The 13,387-nt window shown below is 43.6% G+C and carries 12 protein-coding genes; 6 read left to right on the top strand and 6 right to left on the bottom strand.

What is annotated here, in order from left to right:
* The first annotated feature begins 4 nt into the window (after positions 1-4).
* The 3 genes from HOP38_RS22400 to HOP38_RS22390 are packed head-to-tail and all read left to right on the top strand — an operon-like array spanning position 5 to position 3,731.
* Positions 5-1,093, top strand: a complete 1,089-nt coding sequence (locus tag HOP38_RS22400; RefSeq protein ID WP_006069524.1) for a microcin C ABC transporter permease YejB — start codon at positions 5-7, stop codon at positions 1,091-1,093.
* Positions 1,094-2,116: an ABC transporter permease gene (locus HOP38_RS22395; protein WP_006069525.1), complete on the top strand. Its 1,023-nt coding sequence runs from the start codon at positions 1,094-1,096 to the stop codon at positions 2,114-2,116. It abuts the gene before it with no gap.
* A gap of 10 nt (positions 2,117-2,126) precedes the next feature.
* The gene (locus tag HOP38_RS22390; protein ID WP_198559026.1) at positions 2,127-3,731 is read left to right on the top strand and encodes an ABC transporter ATP-binding protein; all 1,605 of its coding nucleotides are present in this window, start codon (positions 2,127-2,129) and stop codon (positions 3,729-3,731) included.
* Positions 3,732-3,803: 72 nt separating this feature from the next.
* Here the strand turns inward: HOP38_RS22390 and HOP38_RS22385 are convergent, their stop codons facing one another.
* Positions 3,804-4,343 (bottom strand): hypothetical protein, encoded by a 540-nt coding sequence (locus HOP38_RS22385; protein WP_198559025.1) that lies wholly within the window; start codon positions 4,341-4,343, stop codon positions 3,804-3,806.
* Positions 4,344-4,706: 363 nt separating this feature from the next.
* Positions 4,707-5,624, bottom strand: a complete 918-nt coding sequence (locus HOP38_RS22380; RefSeq protein WP_006069528.1) for a LysR family transcriptional regulator — start codon at positions 5,622-5,624, stop codon at positions 4,707-4,709.
* A gap of 157 nt (positions 5,625-5,781) precedes the next feature.
* Between HOP38_RS22380 and HOP38_RS22375 the strand changes: the two genes are divergently transcribed.
* Complete coding sequence (locus HOP38_RS22375; protein ID WP_198559024.1) at positions 5,782-7,779, top strand: methyl-accepting chemotaxis protein; 1,998 nt, start codon at positions 5,782-5,784, stop codon at positions 7,777-7,779.
* A 61-nt stretch (positions 7,780-7,840) separates the two neighbouring features.
* On the opposite strand, the gene HOP38_RS22370 is transcribed toward HOP38_RS22375, so the two are convergent.
* Together HOP38_RS22370 and HOP38_RS22365 are read right to left on the bottom strand one after the other, a co-directional pair.
* Positions 7,841-8,308 (bottom strand): YjiG family protein, encoded by a 468-nt coding sequence (locus HOP38_RS22370; RefSeq protein WP_006069530.1) that lies wholly within the window; start codon positions 8,306-8,308, stop codon positions 7,841-7,843.
* The gene (locus tag HOP38_RS22365) at positions 8,305-9,042 is read right to left on the bottom strand and encodes a nucleoside recognition domain-containing protein (RefSeq protein WP_006069531.1); all 738 of its coding nucleotides are present in this window, start codon (positions 9,040-9,042) and stop codon (positions 8,305-8,307) included. Before HOP38_RS22365 ends, HOP38_RS22370 begins: the two co-directional genes overlap by 4 nt.
* Positions 9,043-9,367: 325 nt before the next feature.
* Here HOP38_RS22365 and HOP38_RS22360 point away from each other — a divergent pair, with 325 nt between their 5' ends.
* Positions 9,368-10,543, top strand: a complete 1,176-nt coding sequence (locus HOP38_RS22360; RefSeq protein WP_198559023.1) for an MFS transporter — start codon at positions 9,368-9,370, stop codon at positions 10,541-10,543.
* 49 nt (positions 10,544-10,592) lie between these two features.
* Here the strand turns inward: HOP38_RS22360 and HOP38_RS22355 are convergent, their stop codons facing one another.
* Entirely contained in the window at positions 10,593-11,738 is a 1,146-nt protein-coding gene (locus HOP38_RS22355; RefSeq protein WP_198559022.1) for a ribosomal protein uL16 3-hydroxylase, read from the bottom strand.
* Positions 11,739-11,896: 158 nt separating this feature from the next.
* Here HOP38_RS22355 and HOP38_RS22350 point away from each other — a divergent pair, with 158 nt between their 5' ends.
* Positions 11,897-12,556 carry a DUF3313 family protein gene (locus HOP38_RS22350; RefSeq protein ID WP_198559021.1) on the top strand — a complete coding sequence of 220 codons (660 nt, stop codon included), beginning with the start codon at positions 11,897-11,899 and terminating at the stop codon, positions 12,554-12,556.
* A gap of 49 nt (positions 12,557-12,605) precedes the next feature.
* Here the strand turns inward: HOP38_RS22350 and pstB are convergent, their stop codons facing one another.
* A complete protein-coding gene (gene pstB, locus HOP38_RS22345; protein ID WP_327196417.1) occupies positions 12,606-13,352 on the bottom strand; it encodes a phosphate ABC transporter ATP-binding protein PstB in 747 nt (248 codons plus the stop codon).
* Between the last annotated feature and the right edge of the window lie 35 nt (positions 13,353-13,387).

The raw sequence follows: 13,387 nt of genomic DNA, 5'->3' as shown, positions 1-13,387 counted from the left end.
ATAGATGGCGGCTTATATATTCCGGCGCTTGTTGCTGGTGATTCCAACACTTTGGGCAATTATAACCATTAACTTCTTCATTATTCAGATTGCACCTGGAGGGCCTGTAGAACAGGCTCTTGCTCAAATGCAAGGTCTGGAATCTGGAGTCATGGAGCGCTTTAGTGGCGGCGGGAGCGAGGTTGATCTTGATTCAGGCCCTAGTGATGAAGCAACGGGATACAAAGGTTCCCGTGGGCTAGATCCTGAAGTTGTAGAGGCAATTAAAAAGCAGTTTGGTTTCGATAAACCAATGCATGAACGCTATTTTGACATGCTCAAAAACTACGCGATGTTCAACTTTGGAGACAGTTTGTTTCGTGGTGGTAATGTCATAGACCTCATTAAAGAGCGGCTGCCAGTATCGATATCATTGGGGTTATGGAGTACCCTAATTATCTACTTGATATCGATACCATTAGGCATTCTTAAAGCGATACATCATGGATCTCGCTTCGATATTTGGTCGAGCGCAGTTGTTATTGTCGGTTATGCTATCCCAGGGTTTTTGTTCGCTATTATCCTCATCATCTTTTTTGCCAGCGGCAACTATTTCAGTTGGTTCCCATTAAGAGGATTGGTGTCGAGCAACTTTGATCAATTGACTTGGTATCAGCAAATCGTCGACTATTTTTGGCATTTAACCTTGCCGATTCTTGCTATGGTTATTGGCGGTTTTGCTACGCTCAGTATGCTGACCAAAAACTCTTTCCTAGATGAAATTAACAAGCAATATGTGGTGACAGCTAGAGCGAAAGGGCTTGATGAAAGCAGTATTCTCTACAAGCATGTATTCCGAAATGCAATGCTGATCATCATTGCCGGTTTCCCTAGTGCTTTTATCAGCATTTTCTTCACCGGTTCTATGTTGATAGAGGTAATGTTCTCGCTTGAGGGGATAGGGTTACTCGGTTTTGAATCTACTATTCAACGTGATTACCCCGTGGTATTCAGTTCTCTCTACATTATGACGTTACTAGGTCTGATCTTGAGTATTATTTCTGACTTAACTTATACGTGGGTTGACCCTCGTATCGACTTCGAGGCGCGATAAATGGCAATGAATCCTCTTACAAGAGCTCGTTGGCAGCGCTTTAAAGCCAATAAACGTGGGTACTGGTCAACATGGGTATTCTTCGTTCTTTTTTTCTTGAGTCTGTTTGCTGAGTTTATCGCCAACGATAAGCCGCTACTGGTGGAATACGACAACCAATGGTATTACCCAATTTTCACACAGTATGCAGAAACCAAGTTTGGTGGGGAGTTTGAAACAGAAGCTGATTATACTGACCCATATGTTATTGACCTTATTGAGGAAAAGGGCTTTATCATTTGGCCGTTAATCCGCTTTAGCTACGATACCATCAATTACGATATAGTGGCGTCAGTTCCGTCTGCACCGGATAACGTCAATTGGCTGGGTACAGATGATAAAGGTCGAGATGTGTTAGCTCGGATTATTTATGGCTTTCGAATATCTGTATTGTTCGGTTTTATCCTAACCATAGTATCCAGTGTGATTGGTGTTGCAGTGGGTGCGACACAAGGTTATTACGGCGGTTGGATAGATTTATTCGGTCAACGCTTTATTGAAGTGTGGTCTGGCATGCCGACTCTTTTCTTATTGATTATCTTATCGAGTTTTGTTGAACCAAACTTCTGGTGGCTACTGGGTATTATGGTGCTATTCAGTTGGATGAGTTTGGTTGGTGTCGTTCGGGCTGAATTTCTAAGATGCCGAAATTTCGATTACGTGAAAGCGGCTCACGCCATGGGTGTAGACGACAAGCGAATCATGCTCAGGCATATGTTACCCAACGCGATGGTGGCGTCACTGACGATGATGCCATTCATCCTCTCTGGCTCAGTGACCACGTTAACGTCGCTAGACTTCTTAGGATTTGGTTTACCCGCAGGCTCGCCGTCGCTAGGTGAATTGCTTGCGCAAGGTAAAGCTAATCTACAAGCGCCTTGGCTTGGTTTGTCGGCGTTTGCCGTTCTATCGATAATGTTAACGCTACTTGTATTTGCTGGTGAAGCGGTACGAGACGCATTTGACCCTCACCAGCAAGGTTAATAGGCAACGTATGACGAAAGATGATCCAAAACACGTACTTGCTATTGAGGACCTTTCCGTTGGGTTTGGTAGAGGTAAGCAAGTAGAACAAGTGACCTATGATGTTTCCCTAAAAATCCGCAAAGGGGAAACTTTAGCATTAGTAGGAGAGAGTGGTTCAGGTAAATCGGTAACAGCCAACGCGATCCTTAAGCTGCTGCCGAAAGGCTCTAGCCACTATCTAAACGGTCACATTACGTTTGATGATATTGATATGCTTAATTGCTCCGAGCGGCAACTTCGAGGTATTCGAGGTGGTCGCATCGGAATGATTTTCCAAGAGCCGATGGTGTCATTGAACCCGTTGCATAAAATAGGCAAACAGCTGGTAGAAACTTTAGCTATTCACCGAGGTATGAGAACCAGTAAAGCAGAGTCGCTGGCGATTTCATGGCTGAAGAAAGTTGGCATTCGATATCCAGAACAGAAGATCTTAGCCTATCCACATGAGCTTTCCGGTGGAGAGCGTCAACGTGTCATGATTGCCATGGCGCTGATTAACGAGCCTGAACTCCTAATCGCTGATGAACCTACCACAGCACTAGATGTGTCGGTCCAAGCACAGATTTTAGACCTTCTGAAAGATCTACAACAAGAACTCGGTATGGCGATGCTGTTTATTACTCATGATCTGAGTATTGTACGGCGTATTGCCGATAGAGTGGCGGTCATGCAACAAGGGCGTTTGGTTGAGGTTGGCGAGTGTCATCAAGTGTTTAATGCACCTGAACATCCTTATACACAAAAACTGATCAACTCCGACCCTAGAGGCTTACCCGTTGAGGTCTCTGCCTCCGCGAAACCACTGCTTGCTGTTGATGATTTGAAAGTTTGGTTTCCTATCACGGGTGGTTTGTTCAAACGCGTTGTCAGTCATGTCAAAGCAGTAACCAATATGCAGTTTGAACTTAAGCAGGGTTACTCGATTGGCCTAGTTGGAGAGAGCGGTTCAGGCAAATCAACGACGGGCATGGCGATTCTTAAGTTAGTTCAAAGTGAAGGTATCATTGAGTTTGATGGCCAAGACGTTCAGACGTTGGACCGCAAAGGTATGTTGCCTTTTAGAAGCCGAATGCAGGTTGTGTTTCAAGATCCTTTCTCAGCACTAAACCCAAGAATGTCTGTGGCACAGGTCATTGGAGAAGGATTAAGAGTTCATTTTGAGCACGACGAGGCGACTCTAGACAAGATGATTTGTGATGTGATGCAAGAGGTGGACTTAGACCCTGAAACAAGACACCGATATCCAAATGAGTTCTCTGGAGGACAAAGGCAGCGTATTGCGATTGCAAGGGCATTGATTCTCAAACCAGAATTTATCTTGCTAGATGAGCCTACGTCTTCTTTAGATAGAACGGTGCAAGCACAAGTTCTTGATTTGCTCAAAGAGCTACAAATAAAACATGGGCTGACTTATCTATTTATCAGCCACGATTTGAATGTTGTAAAGTCACTTTGCCATTACACCATCGTCATGAAAGATGGCGAAATTGTAGAGCAGGGCGATACACAAACGCTGTTCGCAACACCTCAAAAAGACTACACCAAAACCTTGGTTTCTTTATCGGCATTCTAGAATTGCTGCAAAAAATCCCCCTACCAAAACAGAGTGATAGGGGGTGAGCTACCGATGAAATTTGGTAAAAATCTAAAAGCTCCAGCCGATTCGTGTAATTAAGTGAGTGAGCTGCCCATTGTGAGAGTCCACCAAGCTGGTTTCAAAACCTCCTGACAGAGTTAAACCAAAATCGAAACTAGCAAGTACTCCGGTGCCGAGTGCAAGAGCTTTGTTGTCCTCATCTTTATAACGATAATCACCCACACCGCCTGAGAAATAGAACGCGACGTTATCAGTAAATCCGTAAGAAGCACCGAGCATATAGGTTTGAAGTGACGGCTTTTCTCCACGTATCTCAGAGTATTTTAAGTGTTGGTAACTCAATAGCGGCGCCCAGCCGTCCTTACTAGGCATTTTTCCAGTCATTGCACCGATATTGTGTTGTAGAGAGTTGCTCCACGTGTCACTCCAGGCAAAGCCAACGGACACGAAGAGTTTGTTTTTGTCGTCACTGTTAATAGTGTCTTCTTGCTTCGCTTCCGCAAATGAAAGCCCACCTAAGAAAAGGAATATCGTCGCAACTAATTTGGATACCCAAGACGGCTTAGCTTGCTCTAATTGCATATTCATATTGTCACTTCTATTGAAAGTTGAGGTTGAAACCAAGTTCGTAAGTACCTTCTATGATTTGAGACTCACTAAGACGAACACGGTGTTGCCCGTATCGATACTTCGCAAGTGTTCAAAGTATTTAGGTTCAAAAGTAAGAGTTAAGTCGACGTGATAGCTGCTAGGTTACAGTGAGGCATCCAACATAATTCGCTCGTTGCTTCATACATTCGAAGTTGACTCTGTTTAAGCCCACAATAGACCTCTCTTACAAGGAGGCGAGTTTACGCTGGATGCTAAGGTATTCTAATGAAAGGGGGGAATAAGGCTGATTACCCATAGTTATTAATAATCAAAGGTAGTGGAACTAATAGTTAAATGGAATTACTCCAGTAATATGTCGAGGAGTTTGTTGTGCAGCCAGCGAGTCGTGGCATTATTGCGGTTTTTATAATGATAGAAGGCATTAATGTCAGTATTGACGGTCTCACTAGCAAACAATATTTCTAGTGAACGAAGTCCGGGGTGGGCGTCAAGGTTTAGGTATCTTGAGCCAGGGAAAAGCACGTCACTATTTTTCACGATATCAATTATTGCTGATGGGAGCTCAGATCTAAAAACGATGTTGGCTTCAATTCCTCGTAGCTTCATCATTTTTTCAGAATTAGAAATATTTGAGTTCCAATCCGCCGCTATTAAAGTCGCGATTTCAAAATTACCACCCTCAAGCAGATCTACTTGGTTTCTATCAAACGGGTGCTCATTCCTTACGTAGGCACGAAAATCATCAGAAACCATAAATTTCTGAATGAGTTCTTTTGGTGCGTGCGAAATACTGTAGTTAAGTCCGATATGAATGTCATCATTAACAATATCTTGCAGAGTAGTCTTACTCCAGTTCAAAAACTGTATTTGTACTGATGGTGCCTCTCGACGCAATGAATGAAACAGCTTGGTAGCAATACCTGAAAGGAAAAATGGGGAAATAGCGATCTTAATTGTTCCTTCAAGTTTAGCCGGGTCAAACTTTGAGGAGTGGTTTAAGGCGTTCGCCAGTTCATCCATTAGAGGAGAAATAGATTCAGCCAACTGTGAAGCTTTTTCAGTAGCTCTAAGGCCATGATGCGTTTTCACAAATAGTTCATCATCGAAATGGTCACGAAGCCTTTGAAGTGCTTTACTAATGGCGGGTTGCGACACAAATAATCTTTCAGATGCCTTACGCATATTTCGTTCTTGATTAAGAATGATAAAGGTTCTTAAAAGATTTAAGTCGAGGTTGGCGAACAAGTCTTTTGCCATTAAAGGTCCCCACATACTGCCTAGCTTTTATTCAATACTAAGTACAAACACTTACCTTCGCAAAGAGTTGGTAACAAATCGTAAAACAAAACATTGAATTTTTGAGATAGATGCCGATATAGTGATGAATTAATCAGGATTTTATAGAGGTTTAAGGATGAAGCTCTCGATATCGGGTAAGCTCAGAACAAGTTTTCTGGCGCTTGGCGTACTTTTTATCGTCTCATCACTTTTTGTGTATCGCAGTGTAGAAAGCGTGCAAGCAGACACCCAGTCTTTGTTATTACATGACCTTCCAACGGTCGATGCCAGTCGGCAACTTGGTCAGTCTATTCAAGAAACGGTTTCAGAATTGCGAGGCTTTCTGCTCTTAGTGGGCTCTGAAGAGCAAGTCGAAAGCTATCGTGGAGAGGTTCTCTCAAAAATAGATCTAGTTGATATCCAGTTGATTAGCTTGGAATCATTGATTTCTTCTCAGCAATACCAAGTCATCAATGATGAATGGAGCACTATTAAAGCAACTTCAGCTGATATTTTAGCAATAAGCCATACCGATGAAAATTTACCGGCGCACTCTCTATTTATTAATGAAGCCGCTCCTATTGCCGAAGTGGCTCTCGATCAGTTGCAAGGACTGATCAATGATGAAGCCGGAAAAACGGAAGGTGGAGAGAGAAAGCGACTCTTTAAGCTTTATGCCGATGGTTATAATTCTCTCGCAAATGCATTAGCGGCGCTACGTGACTACTTGCAATATGGCGCGCAAGATTATCTAGATAAGTATGCGGACTTGATGAAATTCCACGACCAAGTCGTGACCCAAATTGGTTACAAGCAATCGTTCATGAGTGATAGTGACCAGAGCTTATGGTCTCTATTTAACGAAATGAAAGCGTTGTATGTTCCGCTAGCAAAGCAAGTTATTGAGATACGACAATCGGATGGTTGGAATCGCTCGAATAGTCTGATGTCTGACACTTTGCTGCCTGCGATTAAAGTGGTTCAAAATGAACTGAATGGTATCGTTAGTGCACAACAACAAAAAGCGTCATCGACAGAACAAAGTATCAGTAGTAGCGTGACCGCACTTATTACCGTGCTAGGCATCAGCTGTATTGCAGTACTTGTCGCAGCGTTTGTCATTTCTCATATTATGGGACGCCAAATAGGAGGGCGTATTTCCCTTATTGTCAAACGAGCTCAAATTATCGCGGAAGGTAACGTCTCCAGTGAACCACTGGCGGTGTCTGGCAGTGATGAGCTTGCTGATTTGACCAAATCTATTAACGCTATGAACCACGCGCTGGCAACATTAGTTGGTCAAGTTACCAATAGTGTAGAAGCTGTTGAACTGAGGATGGGCGATTTAACTCAAAACAGCCGTGAAAGTTTGACTAAAGTTGAACAGCAGTCACAACATGTCGATGAAATAGGTCACTCTTTGTCTGAGGTTGCGGTAGGGTCTGAACAAACGGCCAGTCAAGTACAGTTGTCGTCCTCGGCATTGGTTGATGCGAAACAAGAACTGATTTCTGGTGAGGATGTGTTGACCGAAAACCATACCAACATGACTTCGTTAGTCACGACCATTGAAACAACTCAGCAGTTAGTTGAACAATTAAGTAACGAGAGTCAAGCGATCGGTAAAGTGACTGAGGTCATCGAAGGGCTAGCAGAGCAAACCAACTTACTGGCACTGAACGCAGCGATAGAAGCAGCGAGGGCTGGAGAACAAGGGCGAGGCTTTGCCGTTGTTGCTGACGAGGTGCGAATGCTGGCTAGTAGAACGACGGAATCGACAACGGAAATCAACACTATCATTCAAGCTATTCGAACTTCCACAAGTAAAGTTGTAGAGCAAATCAATGTCGGCACCACCATAGCATCCGAAGCTATGGAACAAACTAGTGGCGCATTGAGTCGAATTCAATCATCCGGTGAACAGGTAGAGCTCGTAAATGACCAGATGGCAAGCTTGGCGGCAACCGCGGAGCAGCAGGCGGTGGCTACTCAGTCTATTTCGAAGCTTGTTAACGAGATTAATGAATCGCTTAAATTAGTAGCGGAACAATCTCGCACAACAAACCATGTGACGGAGCAAGTCACCAGCAACGTAGGGGAGTTGCACGCTCAAGTCGCTAAATTCAAGGTCTAGCAAACAAAAAATGCCCTTCATATGAAGGGCATTTTCTTTACATATTTTAAGCGCTGGCGAGTTAAACCAAAATGTTCATTAGGAACATAGCGCCAAACGCGTTCAAGACAGAAATTGCAATCATTACTGGGATATAACGACCCTCTGTACCGATTGGTCCCATGATACGTCCCATATATTGAATTTGAGAACCCATCAAATAGATAGCTGGAGCTAGGATGGCAATATGAGTGCCGTTTAGAATGCCTTGGTCGAATAAAGTGATTACCACACCTACGGCACCGCCCATAGACATCCAAGCACCGATAAGTACAGCGGCAGCTTCACCCGGTAGGCCAAATACAGCCATCACAGGAGAGAATAAAGCGCCCATTGCATCCAATGCACCCGTTATCTGTAGCGCTTTAATAATGACAAACGCCATTAGAACGTTAGGGACTGTAGATGTGGTTGCAATAACCCAACCTTTCTTAGCACCTTCAACAAAGATGTCCGTCACCATAGGTTTTTTCGCTTTTACTTCACTCATGATGTCGCCTCTTGTTTAGTCATAGTTTCGTCGTCTTTATTTGACTTGTCTTCTTTACCTTCAGTGATATTTAGGTAAACACGGAATAGATTGGCACCAACAAACTTAAATAAGAACATAACGGCTACCGCTAAACCGATTGAGGAAGAAACAGCTAGTGAGCCGTCCATCATCGTTAACGTAAACAGCACTGCGCCAGAAGAGAAGAAGTTAACAATTGCTGCGCCAGCAGTGAACTGGAACATAGTGAAGACATCCGTTTCGCGTTTGGTCAAATGACCTTCGTCTTTCAACTGTCGAGTCATCGCAGCACCCGCATCAGTACTTTGAAGTGAAGCGATAAGTGCCAAGCCAGAGTTTCCTGGGATACCCATTAAAGGACGGAGAAGAGGAGAAAGAAGTTTGCGAGCCGCATCAAGTGCTCCGTAGTGCTCTAAAACATTGATCATGCCCAGTGCAAACATAACGGTTGGAATTAGTGTTAGTGCAAAAATGAATCCGTCACGAGCACCGCTACCACCAACACCTCGAAACGAAGTGGTAGCAGCTTGTACGCCAGCTTCCGTTTCAGTTACGTTGTGGGCAACTTGTCCAAATGCGCCGTTGAGTGTTGTAAAGTCAAATACCCCATACCATTCGTTGGATTGGAGTAACCCAGAGAAAAACACAATAGCAAAAGCTAGCGCAATGTAGCTTCCTATCGTTACCTTACGTTCTTTAGTTGAATCAGTCATATGACAGCCTTGAGATAGTGGAACAGTGTGCATATTTTGAGGAGTTTGATGTGCTAGAGAGATGATCGCGGTCAATTAGAATATGTATTTATAAGAAGCGACTGTAACAAAATATATATCTGTGAATTAGCTTTGAAATTAGATATAGCTCTGCTAATCCCAAGGTTAAATTTTCTAATGAGAGGGCGGAATATGTATTCAATTTGGCTAAGGAACAGAGTGGGCACTAGTCATAGTATGTTACTTAACTATCCCGTGTTTTACTTATTTCGCAGCAGCATAATTGGGACACTTTGGGATACTTTTAGACATTAGGTTCCTAATTATGATGGAAAAACATGGTATTTCGTATTGGTACGCAGCAGCGTTTATGTTTGGTGCGGTGCAGTTGGTGGCGTTACCGATTTTGATTCCAAGTCATATATTTGAAGTAACAGGGTCGATGGCACATACTGGCGCGGCTCTAGCCTTTGTGGGGCTGAGTGGTTTTGTTGCGCCAATCATAGGCAGTGTGATAGATCGTTTGCGAGCTCATGCCTTAGCGCAGAAGCTCGCTTTGTTGAGTCACATTGTTGCGATGGTTATTTTTGCGTTTGTCCCTCAAACATTGGCAATGTATTTGGCGACGTTTCTTGTCGGCTTGGGCTCAATCACTTTAATGACGGTTAATCCTACATTTATCGTGGCTGCGGGTTACAACGACGAACAGCAAGCTCTGCGTCTTACTCGAATGAACCAAAGTATTTTTGTTGGTGCAGTGATGATGGGGGCAATACTCCCCCTGAGTATAAACCTGAGCTCTCAAGTAGCATTTCTTGTCGTCGCTATTACCGCGGCACTCTCATTAATGATCAGTGGAATTGACAGCAAGAAAGCGGCATCACGTTTGGTACTAGAAGAGACGACTGAGTCAGAAACAACGGAAAAAGGTCATTGGTATGCCACGTTCGTGACGTTTTTATTAGCGGTGTTCATCGCTATGATTGCGAGTTCCAATCAGGTGGCGCAAGGTCCTAATCTATTTGAAAGCTTATTCTCAATCGATAAGTCAGCAACTTCATTATTACTGGCATTCTCCTCTGTAATTAGTTTACTAACGTTGGATATCGCAGGTCGAGCGTTAACCAAATTTGGTGCAGGGAAGGTATGGATAGTCGGTTTAATCGGTTATGTTGTCGTCGGTTTGGTATTGTCTTTACTGGCGACAGGGCACGCGCGATTTTTCTACTTGCCGTTAGTCATGCATTTGTTGTTTATGCAATGCTTATCTATGGTCGACATGGTTAAACCGGCTATTGTCGCCAAAGTAACCACTCTGCCTCCGGCTTCTACACAAGGCTTGCTACTGTTTGCTATCGCGGGCGGTTATGCTGCTGGTACAACGATGGGTGGAATCACCGCAGAATGGTTTGGATTAGCGAGTATCTTTAGTTTAGTTACAGGCGCTTCAGCGATTGCTGGGCTGTTTGCTGTACTTACGTTATCAAGAATCAAATCTTAGAAGGAAAATTGGCGTGTTAACGGTAAACGCAGCCACGCCATTATGCTAGTTATTCAGCAAACCAATAGCCTTTATTGACTAGTTCAGTGATTAACGAAATCGCAGCGGAGTTTTGTGTTAACGATTCTCCGCTGTTTTCAAGACAAATAGTATCTTGGTTAGAGAGCAATTCTGCGAAGCTAGTTAACTCTTCAGGGATCTTGAACATTTCACCGTTTACATAAATCATGTTCGGCTCGGCTTCGTGTGAAAGTGTTCTTAATCCAGCGACTTTGAATATAGCGCCACCACTTTCTAGGTGCTGATACACATCCTCGCAACTCCACTTTGAACTAGGCTCAATAATATTAAGTTGGTGTCGAGATTGGCTCAGCATGCATCCCATGAAATCTTTGATAGTGTCTTCGTCATCCAGTTTCGCTTTTAGCATGCTGACAAGGGAATCTAAGTCGCTTGTTGAAATCTTACCAAAGTTATCTTGTGTGCGAAGATCGGGCTTGTGGAGATGCTCATCACCATAATCGTGAGCCAAAATGTAATCTGCGAAGTTACTAATAAGTTCTTGTTCTTTTGGAGAGCGGAATCCAACAGAATAGCTCATTGAAGGTTCAAGGGCGTATCCATCGTGTGGGAAACCAGGTGGAATGTAAAGAATGTCACCGGGTTCCAAAATGTCATCAATTTCTGCTTCGAAAGATTCGATTTGGCGTAGCGCTTCATGGCGCTGAGTCTCTTTATACTGTCCAACATCTTTTGCGCCAACTCGCCAATGACGTTTACCCATACCCTGAATAATGAATACATCATATTGGTCGATATGAGGACCAACACCACCACCCTCGACAGAGTAGCTAATCATTAGATCATCAAATAGCCATTGCGGCATAGTTTGAAAAGGTTTAACAAGTTGCGCTGCGCCGTCATGCCAATGGTTCGCCGCCTGAACGATAAAAGACCAATTACTCTCAGGCAGAGAGGCGAACTTATCTTCACCGAAAGGACCGTGTTCGGCTTGCCAATTATTATCAAGATTAGATACAAAACGTGAGTCGACCACTTCTTCCATCGTTAATCCTGCAAGTTCTTCGGGAGTGAGAGGATCTTGGAATTCAGCGAATCCCCCCTTGATGATTGTTGGCTGTTTTTGCCAATAATTGCGTAAGAACTCGTCGAGAGAGATGGTCAATTTATACATGGTTTTACCTAGTCTTCGTTTGATTGCGCAGGGATTCTAACAAAAACAGCTAGCAACACCCACGATAATCACGATGGCTCACGTTTTTCACTCTCGACACTGTTTATTAAGTGAGTGGCGCCTATGCTTGAAAGGTGACAATTGAGGAGGTCCGGAGCTTGAAAGTAAAAATCTTGGTGTTATCGATGATGTTAGCTGTGACGGGATGTACAAATACGCTTCCAACACAGTCAGACTATAAGCCGCAAGACAGTTATCGACACTTTGCGGTGGAAACCATAGGTACGTATGAAGGCGTTTCTTGGTATGAACAAGGCTTTAGTCTCAATAACTACGCTGCTCTAGAATTAGGAACCGTCACCGCGGAGCGTAAAGCAAACCAAGCGTATGTGTCACAGAGTGTCGTTGATACATTGCGCTCTGAACTTGAGCAATCGCTACGAAAGCGAATAGAAAATCACTCTGTGAAATCATCGATGAATAGCAAACAAACTCTGGAGGTGGCTGTTGATGTACAGAACATTGAAGGAGTTTCCGGTGCAGTGAAGCCAACGGATTTCATTCCTATTGGTGCGGTTATCGATTTAGCTAAGGTTGTTTCAGGCACACGTGATCGTAACCTGCGATTGATTGTGTCCGTCGAACTTGTTGAGAGCGAGAGCAAACAAGTAGTAGGAAAGAGATTATTCGTTATCACTGATAAAGGGGTATTGGAGAATCGAAACTCAGAAATAACAGTAAAGTTACTTGAGCCAGATGTTAAAGAAATCTCTGATAACGTTTCTGCTTTCATCGAATATTTGAGTCAGAGAAGTTAGCCCACTCGATAAGAGCGGGCCATGAAGATGAGTCGTTGGTTGCGTAATACTAACCAAAGTCCCCTGAAATATAGCGCCTTGTGCGCTCGTTTGCCGGGTTATGGAAGATGGTCTCAGTAAGGGAAAACTCTTCGAGTTCTCCCAAATACATAAAGCCTGTGTAGTCAGAGATACGCATTGCTTGTTGCATATTATGTGTGACGATAACGATCGTGTATTTCTCTCGTAACTCTGTGATTAAGGTTTCTATTGCGGCAGTCGCAATAGGATCAAGCGCCGAAGTCGGTTCATCCATCAAAATAACTTCAGGCTCAAGGGCAATCGTACGTGCAATACATAGCCGTTGCTGCTGCCCACCCGAAAGGCCATTCGCATCGTGATGCAACTTATCTTTTACTTCTTCCCATAGGTGCGCTCGTTTAAGTGCCGATTGAATACGAGCGTCAATCTCGGCTTTTGATAGCTCGCCTTGTATCTTTAACCCAAACGCCATGTTGTCGTAAATAGACATTGGGAATGGTGTGGGTTTTTGAAATACCATCCCGACTTTAGAACGTAGTTCATTTACATCTGTATTAGAAAATATGGATTCGCCATCAAGAAGAATCTCACCTTCTGCGTACTGGTTACCATAAAGATCATAAATGCGATTTAAGGTGCGCAGTAGCGTGGATTTTCCACAGCCCGACGGTCCAATTAGTGCCGTTACTCGGTTTTTATATATCGGCATCGACACATTCTTCAATGCAGGATTTAGCCCTTTAGCATAGAAAAAGTTAAGATTTTGAATATCCATACGGTGTGTCAGATTAGACACGTCGTTGGCGTTGT

It is taken from the genome of Vibrio mediterranei (assembly GCF_013364395.1).
GTDB lineage: Bacteria > Pseudomonadota > Gammaproteobacteria > Enterobacterales > Vibrionaceae > Vibrio > Vibrio mediterranei.
Note: the sequence above shows the minus strand (reverse complement) of the source record. Positions and strands in the feature narration are given on the sequence as shown.